The following is a 20,395-nucleotide window of genomic DNA, read 5'->3' on the forward strand; positions in this document are numbered from 1 at the left end:
GAACGGGTTGGTCAGGCGGACTTGCGCACGAAGACGGCACCGGCAGAATAACCCGCCCCGAAACTGCAGATCAGTCCCGTATCGCCGTCGCCCAGATCCTCGCTGTTCAGGTGAAACGCGATGATGGATCCCGCACTGGATGTGTTGCCATAAGTATCGAGAACAGTCGGACTTTCGTCGTCGCTGGCCTCGTGGCCAAGCACGCGCTGCGCGATAAGCCGGTTCATGCCGGAATTGGCCTGGTGCAGCCAAAGACGGCGCAGCGACTGCGGATCGATCGAGAGGCGCTCCGCCTCTTCGACGATCATGCCCGCCACCATCGGAACGACTTCCTTGAAGACCTTGCGGCCTTCCTGGACGAACAGCTTGTCGGGATTGCCGGCAGTTTCCGGGTGAGCGCGGTTCAGGAAGCCGAAGTTGTTGCGGATATTGTTGGAGAAAACCGTCTTCAGTTTGGTGCCGAGAATATCCCAATGACCGGACGGCGCGATCGAACGGTCTTCGACGAGCACCGCGGTGGCGACATCGCCGAAGATGAAATGGCTGTCCCGGTCGCGCCAGTTGAGATGGCCGCTGGTGATTTCAGGGCTGACCACGAGAACGCTCTTCGCATTGCCTGCGCGGATGTAGTCGGCCGCTGTCTGGATGCCGAACGTGGCCGAGGAACAGGCGACGTTGAGGTCGAAACCGAAGCCCTCGATGCCCAGCTCCTGCTGGATTTCCACCGCCATCGCCGGATAGGGTCGCTGCATGTTGGATGCCGCGCACAGAACCGCGTCGACATCCTTCGCCTCGCGCCCTGCTCTTTCGAGCGCATCGCGACAGGCCTTCACGCCGATCTCGGCCATGATGGACAATTCGTCGTTGGACCGTTCGCGCCAGCGGGGCGCCATGTGCTCGATATCGAGCACCGGTTCCTTCGCGATGACGTAGCGCGACTTGATCCCGCTCGCCTTCTCGATGAATTCGACCGAGCTCTTGCTGAGCTCTTCCACGTCACCTGCCGCGATCGCCGCCGCATTGTCGCGATTGAACGCCTCGACATAGCGGTTGAAACTGTCGACCAGCTCTTCGTTGCTTATACTGTCTTCCGGGGTGAACAGGCCGGTCGCGGAAATGACGGGGTGCATGTCTGCTTCATTCTCCAATCGCAAACCGACGCATGCGACGGCCGCGGGAATGGTGGACAGGGCTGGATTCGAACCAGCGTACGCTTGCGCGGGCAGATTTACAGTCTGCTGCCTTTAACCACTCGGCCACCTGTCCATCGGGCCTCGCCGGGAAAGAGGCTGTCGCCTCGGCTCCTCGAAAAGGAGGGGTTCCCGGTTGGGAGGCGACGCTTTGGCGAACGGGTGCTTGCCTGTCAATGGGGCGGCTGGCATGCGCGCGAACATGACAAAGAGCGAACGCAAACGGGCCCTTCGCGGGCGCGCAGGACGAATGAAGGGCGGACGGGGCAGCGGCCGGGCCAGTACCGGCAATGTCCGGCTTTGGGGACGGCACGCCGTGGAGGCCGCCCTCCTCAATCCCGATCGCGTGCATCGCAAGCTCTGGGCGACGCGCGAGGGTGTCGAATCGCTCGACGGCGAATTGCCGCAGGATTTTCCCATCGAGTACGCGGACACACCTGACCTCGATCGCCTTGTCGCGCGCGATGCGCCGCACCAGGGGCTGGTTCTCGAATGCGCGACGCTGGAGGACCGCCTACTCGACGAAGTGCTGGACGAAGCCGACGGGCGACCGCTGGTCTTTCTCGACCAGGTGACGGACCCGCACAATGTGGGCGCCATCATGCGCTCCGCCGCGGCGTTCGATGCGGCAGCCATCGTCACGCAGGATCGCCATGCTCCGCCCGAATCGGGAACAGTCGCCAAGTCGGCTTCGGGCGCCCTCGAAAGCGTCCCTTGGGTCCGGGTCGTGAACCTGGCCCGCGCGCTGGAGGATGCCGCCCGTGCGGGATACTGGCGGATCGGGCTTGCAGGCGAGGCCGAGGCTGTCCTGGCCGAAGCCATGCCTGCGGGGCCGGTCGCGCTTGTGCTCGGCGCGGAAGGGCCCGGGATGCGGGCCAACATCTCCGGTCATTGCGACGCGCTGGCGCGCTTGCCGATCACCGACAGGATAGAGAGCCTAAACGTGTCCAACGCCGCGGCGATCGCGCTCTACGCCATCGCCAGCCGGTCCGGCGCATAGAAAAAGCGCCGCGCCGGCAATGACCGGCGCGGCGCTTCATGTTCCGTCAGGCGGAACGCGGCTTAGTTGACCGCGTCCTTGAGGCCCTTGCCCGCCTTGAACTTCGGCTGCTTGGAGGCAGGAATGTTCATCGGCTCGCCGGTGCGCGGATTGCGACCGGTAGAGGCCTTGCGCTGAGCCACCGAGAAAGTCCCGAAACCGACCAGTCGAACTTCGTCACCCTTGGAGAGTGCCGAGCTGATGGCATCGAATACGCCTTCGACCGCGCTCGAAGCATCGTTCTTGGAAAGGCCGCTGGATTCAGCGACCGCGCCGATCAGGTCGTTCTTGTTCATTATCTACTTTCCCCCAGGTGCTGGAATGAAATGAGTATCGAAAGTCGACGAGTCGACTCCCACCGCCCGGATACAAAGGCGTTTTTTCCGTGGGTGTCAAAGGCATTTCCCTACGTAAATGCCGCAAAACGCCGAAGAGAATGGCAAGATACGACGAATCGATGACGTGGGCGGCCCATTCAACACCGGTCGGGGCCGCCCATCCGTAAAACGTCAGTGCGCCGTCAGCGGGCCCGTCATTCCGTCCGGCAGTGTCGGCTGGCTGGCAAGATCGTCCGCCTCGGTCCACTCGATCGGGTCCGGCAGTTCGACCAGAGCCTGTTCCAGCACCTCGTCGACATGCGAGACGGGAATGATGGTCAGGCCTTCCTTCACGTTGGCCGGGATTTCGGCGAGATCCTTCGTGTTCTCTTCCGGGATCAGCACGGTCGTGATCCCGCCGCGCAATGCCGCCAGCAGCTTCTCCTTGAGCCCGCCGATCGGCAGTACCCGTCCGCGCAGCGTCACCTCGCCGGTCATGGCTACGTCGGGCCGGACGGCGATGCCGCTCAGTGTCGAGACGATCGAGGTCACCATGCCGATTCCCGCGCTCGGTCCATCCTTCGGGACCGCGCCCTCGGGCAGGTGGATGTGGATGTTCTTGCGCTGGATCAGGCTGGGCTTGATGCCATAGGCGGGTGCCCGGGCCTTCACGAAGCTGAAGGCCGCCGCGACGCTTTCGTTCATCACCTCGCCCAGCTTGCCGGTCGTCTTGACCTCGCCCTTGCCCGGCGTCGAGACGCTCTCGATCGTCAGGAGTTCGCCGCCCACTTCGGTCCAGGCGAGACCTGTCACCGCACCGATCTGCGCATCTTCCTCGCTCTTGCCGTGCTTGAAGCGCCGCACGCCCGAGAATTCGCCCAGATTGTCGGGCGTGATGACCACGCTCTCGGCCTTCTTTTCCAGAATCCTGCGCAGGCTCTTGCGGCACAGCTTGGCGATTTCCCGCTCCAGCGTTCGCACACCGGCTTCGCGGGTATAGTAACGGATGAGATCGCGCAGACCGGTTTCGGTCAGTTCGAACTCGCCGTCCTGCAGCCCGTGATCCTTCACCTGCTTGGGCAGCAGGTGCCGCTTGGCGATCTCGACCTTCTCGTCCTCCGTATACCCTTCCAGCCGGATGATCTCCATCCGGTCCAGCAGCGGCTGCGGGAGGTTGAGGCTGTTCGCGGTCGTCACGAACATGATCTCGGACAGGTCGAGGTCGAGCTCCAGATAGTGGTCCTGGAACTTGCTGTTCTGTTCGGGGTCCAGCACTTCCAGCAGGGCGGATGCCGGATCGCCCCGGAAATCCTGACCGAGCTTGTCGATCTCGTCGAGCAGGAACAGCGGGTTGGACTTGCCCGCCTTCTTGAGATTGGTGACGATCTTGCCCGGCAGCGAACCGATGTATGTGCGCCGGTGACCGCGGATCTCGGCCTCGTCGCGTACGCCGCCCAGCGACTGGCGCACGAATTCGCGGCCCGTCGCCTTGGCGATCGACTTGCCAAGGCTCGTCTTCCCGACGCCCGGAGGGCCGACGAGGCACAGGATCGGCCCCTTCAGCTTGTTGGTCCGCGCCTGCACGGCGAGGTATTCGACGATCCGGTCCTTGACCTTTTCGAGCCCGTAGTGGTCGGCGTCGAGCACCTCCTGCGCTTCGCCGATATCCTTCTTGACCTTGCTCTTCTGGCCCCATGGCAGGCCCAGCAGCACGTCGAGATAGTTGCGGATGACGGTCGCTTCCGCGCTCATCGGCTGCATGGCCTTCAGCTTCTTGAGCTCGCTGTTGGCCTTCTCGCGCGCTTCCTTGGAAAGCTTGGTCTTCTCGATCTTCTCGGTCAGTTCGGCGACCTCGTTGCCGTCCTCGCCGTCGCCGCCACCCAGTTCGTTCTGGATCGCCTTCATCTGCTCGTTGAGGTAGTATTCGCGCTGGGTCTTCTCCATCTGCCGCTTCACGCGGCCGCGGATCTTCTTCTCGACCTGCAGCACCGAAAGCTCGCCCTCCATCATGGAGAGCACCATTTCCAGTCGCTTGAGCGGATCGAGCTCGGCCAGAAGGCCCTGCTTCTCCGAAACCTTGTTGTTCAGGCCGGCGGCCACCGCGTCCGCCAGCTGCCCGGCGTCGTCGATCTCGCCCAGCGCATCACCGGCATCGTCACCCAGCTTCTTGTTGAGCTTGAGGTAGTCGTTGAAACGCTCCGCGACGGAACGCATCATGGCGACGACTTCGCTGCCCGACGCGATCTGCTCTTCCAGGATTTCGACTTCGGCGTTCACCATGCCGTCCGCTTCGGAGAGCGCGTTGAGCCGCACGCGTTCCTGGCCTTCGATCAGCACGCGCATCGTCCCGTCCGGCAGGCGCATCATCTGCACCACCTGAGCGACCACACCCGTTTCGTAGAGGTCTTCCCGCCCCGGATCGTCGCAGGCCGGATCCAGCTGCGCCAGCAGCACGATGTCGCGCTCGTTCTCCATCGCCGCTTCCAGCGCGGCGACCGATTTCTCCCGCCCGACAAAGAGCGGCGCGACCATGCCTGGAAAGACGACGATGTCGCGCAGGGGAAGCAAGGGGAATGTGTTCATAATTCGTCCGTGACGGCCATTGGGGCCCGTCTTTCCCGGAATATGGGAACCGGTCCCGGACCTCGCAACGATTTGGGTCCAGCAAGCTGTGCAAAGTCCGCGCAATCTCGAGACATGGACCGCTTGGACCACTGTCTAGGAGCAAAAAAGCGGTGAGCGAAATGCGCCGGACGACGCAAGGGTTCGGTAATGGTCATGACAGCCAGATCCATCCGCGCATGACTGGCACGCCCCGCACTCTGTAGGACAGCAAAATCGACCCGGTTCAGCCTTCCGGCTCGTACATCGCGCCGTCGAACCAGATCGGTCCGCCCGGTTCCTCCTGCCACATGGAAAGCACCTCGCGCTCCCCGTCGTCATAGGTCAGGTGCAGCGCGCTGCCTTCGACCTGGTAGCGGCCCGAACGCTGGTCGCGTCCGCCAAGGACCGAAAAGCTCTCGCCGGTCGTGGACACCTTGCCGCCGCGCGCGAACCGTCCGTCCGGAGCGAACACGAAATCGCTCTCCCCGGCCACGAACACAGACTGGCTGACGCGCGTGATCGAACTGTTGCCGTAAAAGCCCGACAGTGCCGTTCCGTCCGGAAAGACCATCTTGGGCTGATAGGTATCGCCTTCGATATCGTATTCGCGCGCCGATCCCGAACCGCCGATCGCGGCGACCTGCGTCTCGCCGCTGGCGTAGGTCAGGATCAGGCGGTTGCCGGTGATGCGGAATCTTCCGCCCTCGTCCGGATGTTCGGCGGTATAGGCGGCGACGCCTTCGTCATCGAGCGCGGTTCCGGTCGCCACTTCGGTCATGAAGCGGCCGCCTTCGGTCAGCACGAGATAGGCCGGCCCGTATTCCATCCGCACCGTCAGCACCGGGTCGTAGACGGTCCGGTGGACGAGTGCGACCCAGACGCCGCTGGTGCCCGAAGAGGTGACCGATCCGCCACGCCGGGTCGGTGCAGCAGGCGTTGTCTCCTGCTGTGCGTCGCTCGCCGCCAAAAGCTCCCGAGCGAAATAGCCGGATGTGAAAGCATCGAACGCGCGCGGTCCGTCATCGCCGGGCGCGCAAACGCACATCACCATGACGAACTTTTCCCCGGACCGGCCCGCAGCGACACCGCACTCGATTTCGGAGTCGCGCGCCCATACCACTACTGCCTTGCCGTCACCGATGTCCGCAGCACCGCCGTCGGAGGACGGACAACCATATGTGCGCATGCTGGCCAGCAGATTTATCGCGACCATTTCCGCGTCGACTTCGGGATCGTCCGGGTTCTCGACCACGGTGACCATTTCGCCGTCCGGCGAGGTGAAAGTCCGCGCCGTGCCGCGATCGTCGGCAACGGTCCAGCCCGGCGGCGCGGCGATCTGGGCCAGCGCCGGCTGGGTCAGGAAAAGCATTGCCAGGATTACAAGGACGTGTCGCATGGCCCGTTTTGCTCCCTGGCGGTTCCGATGGCTTCCCGGGGGTCAGCCCATGCCGGGCAGGTTGAAGCCCGGGGGCAGGCCCATGCCGCCCTGGATCGCCTTCATTTCCTCTTCCGACTTGCGGTCCGCCTTGTCGCGCGCATCGTTGAAGGCGGCGGTGACCAGGTCTTCGACCATCTGCTTTTCTTCCGGCTTCATCAGGCTTTCGTCGATATTGACCGAGATGATCCGGCCGCGCGCGGTGCAGCGCACGGTGACGAGCCCGCCGCCGGATGTGCCTTCGACCTCGATCGCGTCGAGCTTGGTCTGCATGTCGCCCATCTGGGTCTGGATGGTTTCGGCGGCCTTCTGGGCGGCCGCGATCATTTCTTCCATCGATTTCATGGTCTTGTCCTTTTCAGATTTGTGCGACCGCCTGCGGCGGTTCGTCTTCGATCAATTCCGCATCCGGGAAGGCGGCAAAGGTCGCTTCGACCAACGGATGGCTGCGCATCTTCGCCTTGGCAGCCTCGTGCTCCGCCTCGGCCAGTTCGCGCAGGCTCGGCGACCCGCCCTCGGCCTGCCGGACCACTTCCCAGCGCTCGTGCGTGACCTTGTACAAAACGTCGCGAAGGTCGCCTGAAGGATCGCCGGGATATCCGGGCGCGAGCGCATAAACGAGTTTCTGAGGCGCGACTTCGACGACGCGCAGCCAGTCGCGCATGATCTGCGCGACCTGCAAATGGCCGGCGCTGTCCACCCGGTGGACGAGCTCGCGCCAGTCGAGCGACGCTGCGGGAGCAGGCGCCGGGGCGGACGATCCCGCCTCTCCGCCGGTCGTGGCCGCTGGCGGGGCGTGCTCCAGCTGCTCCAGCCGCTTCGCCAGCTTGCCGGGATCCGGCAGGTCGGCCGCGTACATTGCCCGCAGCAGCGCCATCTGCGCGGCCACCAGCGGATCGGGCGCGGTGCGCACTTCCTCGTAACCCTTCAGCAGCAGCTGCCACAGCCGGTGCAGCTGTCCGGGAGAAAGGCGCTGCGACCAGTCGCCGAGAGCGGCGCTTTCGTCCTCGCTCGGCGCGTCGGGCGGATGGCCGCCGACCTGCGCCAGAGTAATGCGGTGGCAGATATCCATGATGCCGCGCATCAGCGACAGCGGTTCCACGCCGAGCGCATATTGCTCGTCCACGCTGGCGAGCATCTCCTTGCCCTCGCCTTCCAGGAGGTGCGCGAACAGCCGGCGCTGTGCCCCGCGATCGGCCAGGCCGAGCATGTCGCGCACGCGCTGCGCGGTGACCTTGCTTTCGTCCCCCATGTCCGCATGGGCGATCGCCTGGTCGAGGATGGAGAGCCCGTCGCGCACGGACCCTTCGGCCGCGGACGCGATCATGGCCAGCGCCTCCGGCTCGGCCTCGACATTCTCCTGCTGGCAGACCCAGCCGAAATGGCTTTCCAGCAATTCGGCGGGGATGCGGCGCAGATCGAAGCGCTGGGTCCGGCTCAGCACCGTGACCGGCAGCTTGTCGACCTCGGTGGTGGCGAAGAGGAACTTCACATGCGCCGGCGGCTCCTCAAGTGTCTTGAGCAACGCATTGAAAGCATTGCGAGACAGCATGTGGACTTCGTCGATGATGTAGATCTTGTAGCGCGCGCTGACCGCGGCGTAGCGGACCGCCTCGATGATTTCGCGCACGTCGTCCACACCGGTATGGCTGGCGGCGTCCATCTCGATCACGTCGATATGGCGGCCTTCCGCGATGGCGCGGCACGGTTCGCACACCCCGCACGGATCGATCGTCGGCCCGCCGTTTCCGCCCGGCCCGATGCAGTTGAGCGCCTTGGCGATGAGGCGCGCGGTGGAGGTCTTGCCGACCCCGCGCACCCCGGTCATCAGGAAGGCGTGAGCCAGCCGGTCCCGCTCGATCGCATTGGCGAGCGTGCGGACCATGGGCTCCTGCCCGATCAGCTGGCTGAAGGTCTGCGGCCGGTACTTGCGCGCCAGCACGCGGTATGGCTGCGCGGGATCGGCAGCTGGTGTTGGAGCGGGCGTAGGAACCGCGGGCGCCGTGTCGCCGGACTGCGATTGAAGCGCTCGATCCTGTTCTGCGAGCGCAGGTTCCGCGCCGAACATCGAATCCTGCCCTGCCGCTTCCAGCTCGGCAGCGGTGGGTTTCTCGTCTTCGGTTTCTGGCAGGTCGGAATCGGACATCGCGTCCAATCTAGGACCGGTCCGGCCTTTTGTCGAAGCCTGACTTGTGCCCTGCCCCGCCGGGCCGACGGCACGCCGCGATATCGAAATTTTGGAAAAAGGAGCCGAGCGACCCGTCGCAATTCACCTGGGCTGCTTCCTTCCGGACCTGACCCGGTGAGCGAACGCAAACGTCCACCCGACTCCCGCGGCGCATATGGCGGCGGTCGGACGGAAAATCAACTCAGCGGAAATTGTCGGCGTAGGCCTGCAGTTTCAGGCGGCGCGGCGGGGTCGCGTGGACGCGCGCGGGGATGGCGTGCTTTTCGGCATAGGCCTTAGCCGCATCCTTGTCCGGGAAGGTCAGCGTGACCTGCGCCTGCGTGTCGCCGCTGCCGGTCCAGCCCATTAGCGGGTCGGGACGACGCGCCTCGCTCTGCTCGAATTCGAGCACCCACTCGTCGATCCGGGCCTTGCCGGACTGCATCGCGCTTTTCGGGCGCTGGTAGATTCGTGCCGCCATGGGTGTCCTTGTCTTGGTCCCTCAAGCGCCGGGCGGCGGGCATCCGCCCACCTTGGCTACGCGGCAGAAGCCGCGGCGCGCGGTCGCGCTTGCGGAACGCTGAAGCGTTCCGAAACCCCTAAGTTCCGCCGCCGGATTTTGCAAAGGCGTTCTTCGTCTTGAGGCTCGGCTTTTCGGCCCAGGGTTCGTCGGGCCAGCGATGCTTGGGATAGCGGCCCTTCATGTCCTTGCGCACATCGTCCCAGCTGCCGCGCCAGAAGCCCGGCAGGTCGCGGGTGGACTGGATCGGGCGTCCGGCAGGGCTCGTCAGTTTGAGCAGCAGCGGCGTGCCGCGTCCCTGCGGACCGATCTGCGGATGGCGTTCGAGACCGAACAGCGCCTGCACCCGCACTTCGACGCCGGGGGCATCGTCGCCCGCATAGTCGATCGCGTGGCTGGTCCCGGCCGGGGTTTCGAACCGCAACGGCGCATCGCGGTCGAGCGCCTGCCGCTCGTCCCATCCCAGCAGGCCGAGCGCGGCATCCCCGAAGCGGCCGGGCGGCAGGTCGAGGTCGCGCCGCCCTTGCAGCAACGGGCGCAGCCATTCGTCGGCGCGGGCCGCCAGCGTTTCCGCCGAAAGCGCCTCCACCCCGGCGAAACGCGCGCGCTCCAGCAGTCCCGACGGCAGCAGCGTCCCCAGCTTTTCCAGAGCCTTTTCCACAAGGATGTCCACAATGGCATCCGGGTCCGGAGCGGGGTCGGGACCGCTCGCCAGAACGATCGCGCCCAGCCTGCGTTCGCGCCGCGCCTCGACCCGGTTCTCGCCCGCGTTCCAGCGCGCGACGGTGCGTTCTTCCAGCGCGTCCCGAAAATGGCGTTCGATCTCGCTCGCCTCGATCTCGGCTGCTGCCGTGATGCGCGCGCCGCCGGCGGACCCTTGCGCATCGGCAATGACCAGCCATTCCGCCCGCGCCAGCGACGATGCCGGGTCGAGCCGGTAGCCGCGCCCGCCCGCGGACAGCCAGTCTTCGCCCGAAGCATCGCGCCGGCGCGCCACGAAATCGGACCGGGCCAGCGCGAGGCAGGCGACAGCCGATCGGTCCCCGCCGCCCGGGCCATCGATCATGCGTTCCGCCGCCGAGGCCCAGCGCTGCGCCAGCTTGCGCGCCGCATCGGCCCGCGCCGACCGGTTGCCATCCCAACGCTGCAGGCGCTGCAGCAGGTCCTCGCCGCGGCCGCCCAGCCCGCGTTCCTGTGCCAGCAGGACGAGCTTCGCCGTGGCGAGGGCCTGCCCCGCCCCGGCCCCGTAGAGGACTGCCGCCGCCCCTGACGGGTCGAGCGGCAGGCTGGCAATTCGTTTGCCGGACGGGGTTATCGCGCCGCTCGCATCCAACGCGCCGAGTGCCTGCAAGCGCGCCCGGGCCGATGCCAGCGATGCCTCCGGCGGCGGATCGAGCCAGCGAAGCTCCCCTGCATCCACCGTTCCCCACGACGCCAGCGTCAGCGCCAGCGGCGCGAGGTCCACCGTCTCGATCTCCGGCGGGTCGAATTCCGGGCGACCGCGATGCGCCGCCTCGTTCCACAGGCGATAGGCGACGCCCGGCCCTTGCCGCGCGGCGCGTCCGGCGCGCTGGTCGGCGGAAGCGCGGCTGGCCGCCACCGTCACCAGATGCGCCGTGCCCGCGGCCCGGTCGAATTCCGCCCGGCGCGACAGGCCGCTGTCCACCACGACGCTGACTCCGTCCAGCGTGAGCGAGGTTTCCGCGATCGCCGTCGCCAGCACGATCCGGCGGCGCCCCTGCGCGTCGCGCGCGATGGCGCGGCGCTGGTCGGCGGGCAGGACCTGGCCATGTAGTGGCAGGACGGGCGTTTGCGGCAACCGGGCTTCCAGCCGCTCGCGCGTGCGCTCGATCTCGCCCACGCCGGGCAGGAAGGCCAGGATGTCCCCGCTCTCTTCCTTCCAGGCGGTCAGAATGGCGGATGCCATCGCATCCTCCAGCCGCGCGTCGGGCGAGGCGCCCAGCCAGGCGATGCGCAGATCGTGCGAACGACCTTCGCTTTCCACGACCGGCGCCCCTTCCCCCAGCAGGTCCGCGAAGCGCGCGCCGTCGATGGTGGCGGACATGACCACCACGCGCAGATGCTCGCGCAGCACGGCGCGGCTTTCCAGTGCGAGCGCGAGGCCCAGGTCGCTGTCGACATGGCGCTCGTGCGCCTCGTCGAACAGGACCGCGGACACGCCGTCCAGTTCGGGATCGGCCACGATGCGGTTGACGAAGATCGCTTCGGTCATGACCAGCACGCGCGTCCGGGCGGACTGGCGGCTGTCCATGCGAGTCACGTAACCGACCGTCTCGCCGGCCTTCTCGCCCAGCAATTGCGCCATCCGTTCGGCCGCCGCGCGGGCCGCGACCCGCCGCGGGCTGAGCAGGATCACTTGCCCGCTGCACCATTCCTCGCCCAGCAGCGCCGGCGCGACCATGGTCGTCTTGCCCGCGCCGGGCGGCGCGACCAGCACCGCCGCGCCGGTGTCGCGGAGCGCCGCCAGCAGGTCCGGCAGGACGTCCTCAATCGGCAGGCGGTCCATCAGCCCTCCCACCCGAAAACGTCTTCCACGCCCGCGCCGAACAGGCGCGCGATGCGGAAGGCCGTTTCCAGGCTGGGGGAATAGCGACCCTGCTCGATCGCGATGATCGTCTGGCGCGTCACGCCCACCGCCTCGCCCAGCGCCGCCTGGCTCATGGCCCCGTGCACATCGCGCAATTCGCGCACCCGGTTGGTGATCGGCGGGCGCTTGCCCATCAGATGGCGGTCCGGAAGAACACGATCTGCAGCGCGTATTCGGCCAGCGCCGACAGGATCAGCGCGCCGACGACCATGTGCGCCAGCAGCGTCCCGTCCGCGCCGGCGGCATAGAAGCCGACCGCAGTGATGACGCCCAGACCCAGCACCGTGCCCGACCAGTGCCCCGCCCGGTCGATCGCCATCCGTTCCCGCTCGTCCGCCGGTGCATTCGCCTCGCGCGGGGACGCGATGCCCAGCACCGTCTGCACCACGATCGACAGCACGATGACCGCGAGGACATAAGGGATCAGCGGCCCGATGAACGGCGCATCCGGCGCTCCGATGATCAGGTCGGCATAGAACAGGCCGGTCGCCAGCACGACGAACTCCATGACCCAAGCGGATTTTTCCCTGAACGACATACGCTTCACCCTTCACACGCCTGACTGTTAAATATCTTTAACATAGGCCCGATCGCGATGTCAAAGATTTTGGACATATACCCTGCGACAGGCATTGTTGGGGTCCCTCTTTTGCGGGGCCGGTGATATGAGCAATCGATGGCTAAGAAAAAGAATGTGTTGGTAGGAGGAGGGCTATTCGCCTTCGGTAACTTCCTTTGGGGGTTGTATTCACATTACACCACGGCGCGTGACTTGCCTGACGATGTTGGAAGACTTCGCGAAATGCTGGCAGAGCCCACCCCCGAACTTCCTTGGATATTAGCCCTCGTTGGGGTTGGCTTCGTTTTATGGGTTTGGATGCGATGGTCATCTGACGATGACGACGATGATAATGGAGATGGCAGGATGTCCACCAAAGGTAACAATTCACCAGTCAACCAAGGCGGCAATCAAATCAACGCCGACAACAATTCGGGAGATATTCGGATTACTATTCAAGAGGATACCAGCATCCGGCCCGTTTCAAAGGGTTTGGTAGCCAGCACAGGCGGAATCATTATCGCGGATGGAGCAAAGATCGATGGATTCGACGTTGCGGCTGAGGCGACCTCTGGAGGTTCAATAAGCACCAAGGGAGCGATCATTCGGGGAAAAGGTGAAAAAGGAGCGTCGGATGGGAATGGAAGCTGAATCACACCGTCTTTTGAAGGCGATGGTTGGTCGATAATCCAAGCGCTACCCCTTCGCCTTTCGTCGGTAGGGCACTATAAGGGGGGCATGCGGGAGACACTGGAAATCGTTCTGGCCATCACCACCGGCATCCTGTTCAGCGGGGCGCTGGTCGGACTGGTGATCCTGAGCATCTGCGCGGTTTCGGCCGGCGGGTTCTGGTGGCTCTGGTCCCGGCGCACGCGGCGCGGGGGTGGTTCGCCGGGCGAACGCTGAGGCGTCAGTAGCCGCGCGAAACCGCGAACTGCGCGGCTTCGGCCATCGCCTGCCGCGCACCGGAGTCCGGGAATATCGAAATCGCGTCTATCGCCCGTTCCGCGAAATGCCGTGCGCGTTCGCGGGTGGCGGCGAGCGCGCCGTGCTTGTTGATGAGCGCGGTGGCGCGCGACAGGTCCCCGTCGCCTGCCTTGCGGCCGGCGATCGCATCGCGCCAGAAAGCCCGCTCCGGCTCGTCTCCGCGGGCATAGGCGAGGATCACCGGCAGGGTCATCTTGCCTTCGCGGAAATCGTCCCCGCGCGCCTTGCCCATCTCGCTCGCTTCGGAATCGTAGTCGATCGCGTCGTCCACCAGCTGGAAGGCGACGCCGAGATTGCGGCCGTATTCGTCCAGCGCCTGCTCCTGCCGCTCGTCGCATTCGGCGACCACGGCGGCGATCCGGCTGGCGGCCGCGAACAGCGCCGCGGTCTTCGCCTGGATGATGTTGAGATAGCGTTCCTCGCTCGTCTCGATCTGGCGCTGCGCGGTCAGCTGGCTGACCTCGCCTTCGGCGATGATGGCGCTGGCGCTGGAGAGGATCTTGAGCACGCGCAGCGATCCGTCCTCGGTCATCAGTTCGAACGCGCGGCTGAACAGGAAATCGCCGACCAGCACCGTGGCCGGATTGCCGAAGATGATGTTGGCCGCGGCCTTCCCGCGGCGCAGTTCGCTACCGTCGACCACGTCGTCATGCAGCAGCGTGGCGGTGTGGATGAATTCGACCGCCGCGGCGAGCTTGTGGTGGCGCGTGCCGTTGTATCCGACGAGCTCCGCCCCGGCGAGCGTGAGCATCGGGCGCAGCCGCTTGCCGCCGCCCGCGATCAGGTGTCCGGCGAGCGAGGGGATGAGCGGGATCTCGCTCTGCATCCGGTCGAGGATCACCGCGTTCACGGCATTCATCCCCTGCGCGGTAAGCGCCATCATGGGATCGAGCGTCGGCCGGGACCGCGGCATGGGGACGATTTCAGCTGTCATCGGGCAAACGCCATGAAAGCCGCAGGGGTGCTTGGCAAGCGTGGAAGTCTTGCAAAGCGCGTGATAACGTTCGCGTCATGGACAACACGCCCTCGCCCGGCTCGCAATCGCCGGATCCGCAACTGGCCGCCTTCCGGCGCAGCATCGACAATATCGACGCGGCGCTGATCCATATCCTGGCGGAGCGGTTTCGCATCACGCAGGCGGTGGGCGAATACAAGGCCGCGAACGGGATGCCGCCGGCCGATCCGGGCCGCGAACAGGCGCAGATCGGGCGCCTGCGCACGCTGGCGGAACAGGCGCAGTTGGATCCTGAGTTCAGCGAGAAGTTCCTGCGTTTCGTCATCGACGAGGTGATCCGCCACCACGAGCAAGCTCGCGGCGGCGGACCGGATTAGGGCAGGACGTCCGACCTAGTCGTCGCGGCGCGAACGGCGGCGTTCGCGCCGGTCTTCCCGGCGGTCACGGCGCCATTCGCGCGCGTCCTCGCGACGTTCGCGGCGATATTCGCGCCGGTCCTCCCGGAGATCGCGCCGGTACTCGCGACGATCGCGATTGTTGTAGCGGCGCTGGTCGCGATAGTCGCGGCGGTCGCCCCGGCGGTAGTAATCCCAGTTGGCCCGGCGCTCACCGCGATATGTGCGGAACCGGTTTTCCCAGTAGATGCGGGTCCGGTCGTTCCAGCGATACCGCTCGCCGCCGGGCGCATAGACGTAGTAGCCGGTGCCGGGATAATAGTACCCGTTGTACCAGCCGTAATAGCTCGACGGGCTGTCGTAATAGACGTCGTTGTATCCGTAGTCCGAATACCCGTAGCCGTAGCCATACCCGTCGTCGTAGTGCGAACACGCCCCGAGACCGAGCGTCGCTGCGGCGAGCGCGGCGATCTTCATGAATTTTGCTGACATTCCATCTCTCCGATATCGTATTCCCACCGTTTACCAAATGGTCGGGAACCTTCGGAGTTCCTACGCCGTGCGCGGCAGGCTGAGCCGGACCAGCAGGCCGCCCAGGTCCTCGCTTTCATCGAGCGTCACGCCCCCGCCGTAGATCTCCGCCACGTCGCGCACGATCGCAAGGCCAAGGCCGGTGCCGGGCTTGCCGGTGTCCAGCCGCGCGCCGCGGTCGAACAGTTCCTCGCGCTTTTCGTCCGGGATGCCCATGCCGTCATCCTCGATCCAGATGACGCATTGTTCCGCTTCCGGTTCGGCATCGACGGTCACGAAGACGCTGCCGCCGCCATATTTGGCTGCGTTCTCGATCAGGTTGCCGAGGATCTCGTCGAGGTCCTGCCGCTCTATCGCGACTTCGGCCTTGCGGTTGCCGTCGAGGTCGAAGCGCACGTCGGGATAGAGCCGCTCGATCGCGCGCTGGACCGCGTCCGCGCTGCTGCACACCACGGTGCGCGCATGGCCGACCGCGCGGCGGCCCACGGCGCGGGCCCGGGCGAGGTGGTGATCGACATGGCGACGCATCGTGCCCGCCTCTCGAATCACGGTATCGGCCAGGTCGGGCGCGCGGGCGGTGGCGGCATTGTTTACCACGGTCAGCGGGGTCTTGAGCGCATGGGCCAAATTGCCCGCATGGGTGCGCGCTTCCTCCGCCTGGCGTTCCGAGTGGGCGAGCAGCGCGTTCAGTTCGAGCACCAGCGGCTGCACTTCCAGCGGCAGCGGCTCGGATACGCGGCGCGATCCGGTCTGGCGGACCTGCTGGATCGCGGCGCGGATGCGGCGCAGGGGCCTGAGGCCGTACCAGCTCTGAAGCGCGGCCATCACGATCAGCCCGCCCGCCAGCGCGGCGAAGCTCCAGATCAGGATCGCGCGGATCTGCGCGATCTGTTCGTCCAGCTGTTCGCGCTCGATCGCGACCGCGAAGGTGAACCTGTCCTCGCCCATCGGCAGCAGCAGGGACCGCTCGGCCACGCGCAGCGGCTCGTCCTCGAACTGGTCGTTGTCGTAATAGACCGAGTCCGAATTGGCCGGGTCCGCGCGCACTTCCAGTTGCTGGTCCCACAGGCTGCGGCTGGGCAGCACGCCGTCGGGGCCGCCGCTGATCTGCCAGTAGGCGCCGCTGTTGGGTTCGAAGAAACGCTGGTCGGGCAGTTCGCGATAGAGCCGCACTTCCCCGTCCGGCCCGACTTCGGCGGCGGAGATCAGCGCGTTGAGGATATATTCGAGCTGCTCGTCGAAATTGCGCTCGACCAGGTTGGTCAGCGTCCGGTCCAGCGCGAAGCCGCCGCTCACCAGCAGGAGCGTGATCCAGATCGTCGCGATCGCCATCATCCGGCGCGAGAGCGAGCCGGTATTGCTGGCCGGAATTACCGAGTCATCGAGTTCCGCGCGCCGCGTGGCCTCTTCCACGCCGCGCGGCGTGGTCGGGATTGCGGCGCGGTCCATGCATTACGCCCGCGGCTGTTCGGCCGGATCGTCCAGGCTGTATCCGAGGCCGCGAATGGTGGTGATGACGTCCGCGCCCAGCTTCTTGCGAATGCGGGTCACGAACACTTCGATCGTGTTGGAATCGCGATCGAAGTCCTGGTCGTAGATGTGCTCGATCAGTTCGGTGCGGCTGACGACCTTGCCCTTGTGGTGCATGAGGTAGCTCAGCAGCTTGTATTCCTGCGCGGTCAGCTTGACCGGCTCGCCCTTCAGCGTGACGCGGCCCGAGCGCGTATCGAGGCGCACGTCGCCCGCGGTCAGTTCGCTGGACGTGTTGCCGGACGCGCGGCGGATCAGGGCGCGAAGGCGCGCGATCAGTTCCTCGGTCTGGAAGGGCTTGGCGAGATAGTCGTCCGCGCCCGCATCCAGCCCAGCGACCTTGTCGCTCCAGCTGTCGCGCGCGGTCAGCACCAGCACCGGGAACTTGCGGCCTTCCTTGCGCCACATGCCCAGCACGGTCAGCCCGTCGATTTCCGGCAGGCCGAGATCGAGGATCACGGCGTCGTACTCCTCGGTGCTGCCCAGGAAGTGCCCGTCCTCGCCATCGGTGGACAGGTCCACCGCGTAACCGTTCTGTTCGAGAGTCGATTTGAGCTGCGCCCCAAGGGTCGGCTCGTCCTCGACGATCAGAATGCGCATGCTGCTGTTATCCCCTGCAAGTCGTGCCTCGATTTCGCCCGCGTTCCCTGCGCGTTTCGGAGGGTTGCGTCAACTCGCCAGCGGATCAGTCCACCCGGCGCAGCACCCGCCCGGTCTGGGCGTGGACATCGACGTAGAACACCCGGTCCTTGCGCACGAACTTGAAGCGATAGCCCGGTACCGAGGAATCGTAATCGAACCCCAGATACTCGATGCACCGGCCGTCCTTGCTGGTCTGTCCGCGACGGCAGATCGGCAGGCTGAGGCTGCGGAATGCGCGGTTCTGCAATTCGCTGACGCGCATCTCGTTGCCGGCGCGCATCTCGCGCCGTGCCTCGGCCTGCTCGCCGTTCAGCGGCTGGGCCGCCACGGGAAGCGAGAGCGAGGCCGCGACAATCGCGGCGGCGGAAACGAGGGCGGCTTTCATCGACATGACCAGTCATGCCTATCGGCCGCCCGTTGAACAACCTCTGAATTCGGCGGGACCGCTTCGTTCAGGTTTCCCGGCCCTTTCCTTACCGGGTCATCTCGTAGGTGACGTTCAGGGTCACGCTGCTGCCGACGAGTCCCGGCTGGACCGGGGTGGAAGCCTGTTCGGCAACATCCATCGTTGCAGCCCGGCGCATCAGCGGCTGCGGACCGCTTGACTGCATGTTCTCGCTGACTTCCAAAAGGCGGACATTGCCGTAGCCGGCAGTGCGGGCGTAGCCGCGCGCCATTTCGAGCGCGCGCTGCATCGCCGTCTCGCGTGCCTGCGCCTTGGCCGCGCTGTCGTCTTCGACCGAGAAGTCAGGGCCGCCAAGGTCCGTGGCGCCCGCCGCAACCAGCGCATCCAGCACCGGGCCGGTGCGCTGCACGTCATCCAGTTCCACGCTCACGCGATTGGACACGGTGTAGCCGCGGAAGACCTGCCGCTGGGTGCCCTGGTTGTAATCGTACCGCGCGCTCAGATTGATGCCGGTCGTCTGGATGTCCTCGTCCGCGATGCCCAGCGCCTTGATCTGGTCGATCACGCGGGTCATCTGGTTGGCGTTCTGCTGCATCGCCTCCACGGCGGTGCGGGCTTCGGTCGTGACGCCGGCGCTGATCGTCACCGTGTCGGGCTCGCCTTCCACGGTTTCGGTCACCGACAGGCGGACGATCGGGCCGTCGCTGTCAACCATGACATCGGCAGATGCAGGCGCGGCCAGCACCATGGCGGATGCGGCAGCGGAAAGAATCAGCGTGTTACGCAGCATGTGAAGTCTCCTTTATGGACAGGCAGGCTGTCCCTCGCGCCCTTACGCGCGGCTGAACTGGCAGGTTCCCGCATCGCGCTTGCCGCGCGACCGCACGGCGGTCTAAGCACGCGGGCGAAAAGGGGATTTTTCCATGAACATCGTGCGCGCCTTGCTTCCCGTACTGGTCGGCCTGTGGGCGGTACCCGCAGCCGCGCAGGAGATGGTGCCCGTGCCCGACAGCGCGCCGGGCGAAGCCGAAGGGCCTTACGAAACGCTGATCGTGCGCGGCGCCACGATGATCGAAGGATCCGGCGCCCCGCCCGAAGGCCCGGTGGACATCGTGGTCGAAGGCAACCGCATCGCCCGGATCGCGCGCGGCGGTGCGAGTGCGAGCGAGATTGCCGGTGCGGGCCGGGTGATCGAGGCGGAAGGCATGTACGTGATGCCCGGCTTCGTGGACGTACACGGCCACAATGGCGATCCCGGCAAGGCTGCCGATCCGTCCTACGGTTACAAGCTGTGGCTGGCGCATGGCGTGACCAGCGTGCGCGGCGTGTCCTTCTATTTCGGACCGGGGCCCGACCTGTCCGACGCTCGGCGCAGCGCCGCCAACCAGATCACCGCGCCGCGCCTGTTCCCCTATGCCGCCTTCGGCGACAAGTGGGACCGCCCCTACCCCGCCACGCCCGAGGCCGCGCGCGAGTGGGTCCGCTGGGCCAAGGGCCAGGGATACTGGGGCGTCAAGTTCTTCAATTCCGAAAGCCCGGACGTGCTCGAAGCCGCGCTCGACGAGGCGGACAAGCAGCAGTTCGGCTCCGTCGCGCATCTGGGCCAGCGCGGCGTCGCGGAAGTCAATGCGCGCACCGCGATCTCTCTGGGCCTCGACGGGGTGACTCACTTCTACGGCCATTTCGAAAGCCTGCTGGCGGACGGGCAGGTCCCGCAATATCCGGCGGACTACAACTACATGGACGAGCAGGACCGGTTCGCCTGGGTCGCGCGGCTGGCCGACCAGATCGTGGAGCCGGGCAGCGAGAAGTGGGACGATTACGTCGATTTCCTGATCGACAGCGAAGTGACGCTGAGCCCCACTTTCAACATCTATTCCGCCAGCCGCGACGTGATGCGCGCCCGCACGGCCGAGTGGCACGACCGCTACACCATCCCCAGCCTGATGGACTTCTACGCGCCCTCGCTCACCAATCACGGCAGCTATTACCATGACTGGACGAGCGAGGACGAAATTGCCTGGCGGGCGTTCTATTCGCCGTGGATGCAGCTGATGAAGGAATTCCACGACCGCGGGGGCCGGATCACGGCCGGGTCCGATCCGGGCTACATCTACCAGACCTGGGGCTTCGCCTATATCGGGGAACTGGAAATGCTGCGCGAGGCGGGGCTTAACCCGCTGGAAGTGATCCGCGCCGCAACGCTGAACGGCGCGCGCGAGATCTACGAGGCGCGCGGCGAGGAACCGCCCTTCGGCACGATCCGCGCGGGCAAGCTGGCCGACCTGGTGATCGTGCCGGCCAACCCGCTGGACAACCTCAAGGTCCTCTACGGCACCGGCCACACCCGGCTGGACCGGGAAACGAACATGCTGGAAACCGTCGGCGGCATCCGCTGGACCATCAAGGACGGCGTCGTCTACGACGTGCCGGTCCTGCTCGAAAACGTGGCCCGGATGGTGGAGGAGCAGAAGGCGCAGCGCTGACGCCCTTGCCGCGCCGCGGGCCAG

General features: G+C 65.9%; 21 protein-coding genes, 1 tRNA gene and 1 other RNA gene. 5 read left to right on the forward strand and 18 right to left on the reverse strand.

What is annotated here, in order from left to right; translation table 11 throughout:
• Positions 1 to 11: 11 nt before the first annotated feature.
• Together AB1K63_RS05100 and AB1K63_RS05105 are read right to left on the reverse strand one after the other, a co-directional pair.
• Complete coding sequence (locus tag AB1K63_RS05100; RefSeq protein ID WP_366958873.1) at positions 12 to 1,130, reverse strand: beta-ketoacyl-ACP synthase III; 1,119 nt, start codon at positions 1,128 to 1,130, stop codon at positions 12 to 14.
• A gap of 50 nt (positions 1,131 to 1,180) precedes the next feature.
• Positions 1,181 to 1,266, reverse strand: a tRNA-Tyr gene (locus AB1K63_RS05105).
• 126 nt (positions 1,267 to 1,392) lie between these two features.
• Here AB1K63_RS05105 and rlmB point away from each other — a divergent pair.
• The gene (gene rlmB / locus AB1K63_RS05110) at positions 1,393 to 2,190 is read left to right on the forward strand and encodes a 23S rRNA (guanosine(2251)-2'-O)-methyltransferase RlmB (RefSeq protein WP_366958874.1); all 798 of its coding nucleotides are present in this window, start codon (positions 1,393 to 1,395) and stop codon (positions 2,188 to 2,190) included.
• Positions 2,191 to 2,252: 62 nt separating this feature from the next.
• Here rlmB and AB1K63_RS05115 read toward each other — a convergent pair whose 3' ends face one another.
• The 10 genes from AB1K63_RS05115 to AB1K63_RS05160 all read right to left on the reverse strand — a co-directional run bounded on the left by AB1K63_RS05115 (position 2,253) and on the right by AB1K63_RS05160 (position 12,418).
• A complete protein-coding gene (locus AB1K63_RS05115; RefSeq protein ID WP_366958875.1) occupies positions 2,253 to 2,525 on the reverse strand; it encodes an HU family DNA-binding protein in 273 nt (90 codons plus the stop codon).
• Positions 2,526 to 2,738: 213 nt separating this feature from the next.
• Positions 2,739 to 5,129, reverse strand: coding sequence for an endopeptidase La (gene lon / locus AB1K63_RS05120; RefSeq protein WP_366958876.1), 2,391 nt, complete (start codon positions 5,127 to 5,129; stop codon positions 2,739 to 2,741).
• Positions 5,130 to 5,394: 265 nt separating this feature from the next.
• Entirely contained in the window at positions 5,395 to 6,546 is a 1,152-nt protein-coding gene (locus tag AB1K63_RS05125) for a hypothetical protein (protein ID WP_366958877.1), read from the reverse strand.
• 42 nt (positions 6,547 to 6,588) lie between these two features.
• Positions 6,589 to 6,930 carry a YbaB/EbfC family nucleoid-associated protein gene (locus AB1K63_RS05130; RefSeq protein ID WP_366958878.1) on the reverse strand — a complete coding sequence of 114 codons (342 nt, stop codon included), beginning with the start codon at positions 6,928 to 6,930 and terminating at the stop codon, positions 6,589 to 6,591.
• 13 nt (positions 6,931 to 6,943) lie between these two features.
• The gene (locus AB1K63_RS05135; RefSeq protein ID WP_366958879.1) at positions 6,944 to 8,731 is read right to left on the reverse strand and encodes a DNA polymerase III subunit gamma/tau; all 1,788 of its coding nucleotides are present in this window, start codon (positions 8,729 to 8,731) and stop codon (positions 6,944 to 6,946) included.
• Between the two features lie 94 nt (positions 8,732 to 8,825).
• An RNA gene (ffs, locus tag AB1K63_RS05140) (signal recognition particle sRNA small type) lies at positions 8,826 to 8,920 on the reverse strand.
• A 34-nt stretch (positions 8,921 to 8,954) separates the two neighbouring features.
• Complete coding sequence (locus AB1K63_RS05145; protein ID WP_366958880.1) at positions 8,955 to 9,233, reverse strand: ETC complex I subunit; 279 nt, start codon at positions 9,231 to 9,233, stop codon at positions 8,955 to 8,957.
• A 118-nt stretch (positions 9,234 to 9,351) separates the two neighbouring features.
• Complete coding sequence (hrpB, locus tag AB1K63_RS05150; protein ID WP_366958881.1) at positions 9,352 to 11,799, reverse strand: ATP-dependent helicase HrpB; 2,448 nt, start codon at positions 11,797 to 11,799, stop codon at positions 9,352 to 9,354.
• Positions 11,799 to 12,014, reverse strand: coding sequence for a helix-turn-helix transcriptional regulator (locus AB1K63_RS05155; protein WP_366958882.1), 216 nt, complete (start codon positions 12,012 to 12,014; stop codon positions 11,799 to 11,801). Before AB1K63_RS05155 ends, hrpB begins: the two co-directional genes overlap by 1 nt.
• Positions 12,014 to 12,418: a hypothetical protein gene (locus tag AB1K63_RS05160; protein WP_366958883.1), complete on the reverse strand. Its 405-nt coding sequence runs from the start codon at positions 12,416 to 12,418 to the stop codon at positions 12,014 to 12,016. The genes AB1K63_RS05155 and AB1K63_RS05160 overlap by 1 nt, the downstream gene beginning before the upstream one ends.
• A gap of 138 nt (positions 12,419 to 12,556) precedes the next feature.
• Between AB1K63_RS05160 and AB1K63_RS05165 the strand changes: the two genes are divergently transcribed.
• Positions 12,557 to 13,090 (forward strand): hypothetical protein, encoded by a 534-nt coding sequence (locus tag AB1K63_RS05165; protein ID WP_366958884.1) that lies wholly within the window; start codon positions 12,557 to 12,559, stop codon positions 13,088 to 13,090.
• Between the two features lie 87 nt (positions 13,091 to 13,177).
• Complete coding sequence (locus AB1K63_RS05170; protein ID WP_366958885.1) at positions 13,178 to 13,345, forward strand: hypothetical protein; 168 nt, start codon at positions 13,178 to 13,180, stop codon at positions 13,343 to 13,345.
• A gap of 4 nt (positions 13,346 to 13,349) precedes the next feature.
• On the opposite strand, the gene AB1K63_RS05175 is transcribed toward AB1K63_RS05170, so the two are convergent.
• Entirely contained in the window at positions 13,350 to 14,360 is a 1,011-nt protein-coding gene (locus AB1K63_RS05175; protein ID WP_366958886.1) for a polyprenyl synthetase family protein, read from the reverse strand.
• A 77-nt stretch (positions 14,361 to 14,437) separates the two neighbouring features.
• Between AB1K63_RS05175 and AB1K63_RS05180 the strand changes: the two genes are divergently transcribed.
• On the forward strand, positions 14,438 to 14,758 hold the full coding sequence (locus AB1K63_RS05180; RefSeq protein ID WP_366958887.1) for a chorismate mutase: 321 nt from the start codon (positions 14,438 to 14,440) through the stop codon (positions 14,756 to 14,758).
• Between the two features lie 15 nt (positions 14,759 to 14,773).
• Here the strand turns inward: AB1K63_RS05180 and AB1K63_RS05185 are convergent, their stop codons facing one another.
• The 5 genes from AB1K63_RS05185 to AB1K63_RS05205 all read right to left on the reverse strand — a co-directional run bounded on the left by AB1K63_RS05185 (position 14,774) and on the right by AB1K63_RS05205 (position 18,675).
• On the reverse strand, positions 14,774 to 15,268 hold the full coding sequence (locus AB1K63_RS05185) for a hypothetical protein (RefSeq protein WP_366958888.1): 495 nt from the start codon (positions 15,266 to 15,268) through the stop codon (positions 14,774 to 14,776).
• Between the two features lie 60 nt (positions 15,269 to 15,328).
• Entirely contained in the window at positions 15,329 to 16,642 is a 1,314-nt protein-coding gene (locus AB1K63_RS05190; protein ID WP_366960648.1) for an ATP-binding protein, read from the reverse strand.
• A gap of 117 nt (positions 16,643 to 16,759) precedes the next feature.
• The gene (locus tag AB1K63_RS05195) at positions 16,760 to 17,437 is read right to left on the reverse strand and encodes a response regulator transcription factor (RefSeq protein WP_366958889.1); all 678 of its coding nucleotides are present in this window, start codon (positions 17,435 to 17,437) and stop codon (positions 16,760 to 16,762) included.
• 85 nt (positions 17,438 to 17,522) lie between these two features.
• Positions 17,523 to 17,864 (reverse strand): hypothetical protein, encoded by a 342-nt coding sequence (locus AB1K63_RS05200; RefSeq protein ID WP_366958890.1) that lies wholly within the window; start codon positions 17,862 to 17,864, stop codon positions 17,523 to 17,525.
• 88 nt (positions 17,865 to 17,952) lie between these two features.
• Complete coding sequence (locus tag AB1K63_RS05205) at positions 17,953 to 18,675, reverse strand: SIMPL domain-containing protein (RefSeq protein ID WP_366958891.1); 723 nt, start codon at positions 18,673 to 18,675, stop codon at positions 17,953 to 17,955.
• Between the two features lie 133 nt (positions 18,676 to 18,808).
• On the opposite strand from AB1K63_RS05205, the gene AB1K63_RS05210 reads away from it, so the two are divergent.
• The gene (locus AB1K63_RS05210) at positions 18,809 to 20,371 is read left to right on the forward strand and encodes an amidohydrolase family protein (RefSeq protein ID WP_366958892.1); all 1,563 of its coding nucleotides are present in this window, start codon (positions 18,809 to 18,811) and stop codon (positions 20,369 to 20,371) included.
• Positions 20,372 to 20,395: the final 24 nt, after the last annotated feature.

The sequence above is a fragment of the Qipengyuania sp. JC766 genome, from assembly GCF_040717445.1.
In the GTDB taxonomy this organism is placed as follows: domain Bacteria; phylum Pseudomonadota; class Alphaproteobacteria; order Sphingomonadales; family Sphingomonadaceae; genus JC766.

Excerpts from the sequence above, each read along its gene's own strand:
- AB1K63_RS05100 (WP_366958873.1), bottom strand. The coding sequence starts at position 1,130 with ATGCACCCCGTCATTTCCGCGACCGGCCTGTTCACCCCGGAAGACAGT.
- rlmB (WP_366958874.1), top strand. The coding sequence starts at position 1,393 with ATGACAAAGAGCGAACGCAAACGGGCCCTTCGCGGGCGCGCAGGACGA.
- AB1K63_RS05115 (WP_366958875.1), bottom strand. The coding sequence starts at position 2,525 with ATGAACAAGAACGACCTGATCGGCGCGGTCGCTGAATCCAGCGGCCTT.
- lon (WP_366958876.1), bottom strand. The coding sequence starts at position 5,129 with ATGAACACATTCCCCTTGCTTCCCCTGCGCGACATCGTCGTCTTTCCA.
- AB1K63_RS05125 (WP_366958877.1), bottom strand. The coding sequence starts at position 6,546 with ATGCGACACGTCCTTGTAATCCTGGCAATGCTTTTCCTGACCCAGCCG.
- AB1K63_RS05130 (WP_366958878.1), bottom strand. The coding sequence starts at position 6,930 with ATGAAATCGATGGAAGAAATGATCGCGGCCGCCCAGAAGGCCGCCGAA.
- AB1K63_RS05135 (WP_366958879.1), bottom strand. The coding sequence starts at position 8,731 with ATGTCCGATTCCGACCTGCCAGAAACCGAAGACGAGAAACCCACCGCT.
- AB1K63_RS05145 (WP_366958880.1), bottom strand. The coding sequence starts at position 9,233 with ATGGCGGCACGAATCTACCAGCGCCCGAAAAGCGCGATGCAGTCCGGC.
- hrpB (WP_366958881.1), bottom strand. The coding sequence starts at position 11,799 with ATGGACCGCCTGCCGATTGAGGACGTCCTGCCGGACCTGCTGGCGGCG.
- AB1K63_RS05155 (WP_366958882.1), bottom strand. The coding sequence starts at position 12,014 with ATGGGCAAGCGCCCGCCGATCACCAACCGGGTGCGCGAATTGCGCGAT.
- AB1K63_RS05160 (WP_366958883.1), bottom strand. The coding sequence starts at position 12,418 with ATGTCGTTCAGGGAAAAATCCGCTTGGGTCATGGAGTTCGTCGTGCTG.
- AB1K63_RS05165 (WP_366958884.1), top strand. The coding sequence starts at position 12,557 with ATGGCTAAGAAAAAGAATGTGTTGGTAGGAGGAGGGCTATTCGCCTTC.
- AB1K63_RS05170 (WP_366958885.1), top strand. The coding sequence starts at position 13,178 with ATGCGGGAGACACTGGAAATCGTTCTGGCCATCACCACCGGCATCCTG.
- AB1K63_RS05175 (WP_366958886.1), bottom strand. The coding sequence starts at position 14,360 with ATGACAGCTGAAATCGTCCCCATGCCGCGGTCCCGGCCGACGCTCGAT.
- AB1K63_RS05180 (WP_366958887.1), top strand. The coding sequence starts at position 14,438 with ATGGACAACACGCCCTCGCCCGGCTCGCAATCGCCGGATCCGCAACTG.
- AB1K63_RS05185 (WP_366958888.1), bottom strand. The coding sequence starts at position 15,268 with ATGTCAGCAAAATTCATGAAGATCGCCGCGCTCGCCGCAGCGACGCTC.
- AB1K63_RS05190 (WP_366960648.1), bottom strand. The coding sequence starts at position 16,642 with ATGATGGCGATCGCGACGATCTGGATCACGCTCCTGCTGGTGAGCGGC.
- AB1K63_RS05195 (WP_366958889.1), bottom strand. The coding sequence starts at position 17,437 with ATGCGCATTCTGATCGTCGAGGACGAGCCGACCCTTGGGGCGCAGCTC.
- AB1K63_RS05200 (WP_366958890.1), bottom strand. The coding sequence starts at position 17,864 with ATGAAAGCCGCCCTCGTTTCCGCCGCCGCGATTGTCGCGGCCTCGCTC.
- AB1K63_RS05205 (WP_366958891.1), bottom strand. The coding sequence starts at position 18,675 with ATGCTGCGTAACACGCTGATTCTTTCCGCTGCCGCATCCGCCATGGTG.
- AB1K63_RS05210 (WP_366958892.1), top strand. The coding sequence starts at position 18,809 with ATGAACATCGTGCGCGCCTTGCTTCCCGTACTGGTCGGCCTGTGGGCG.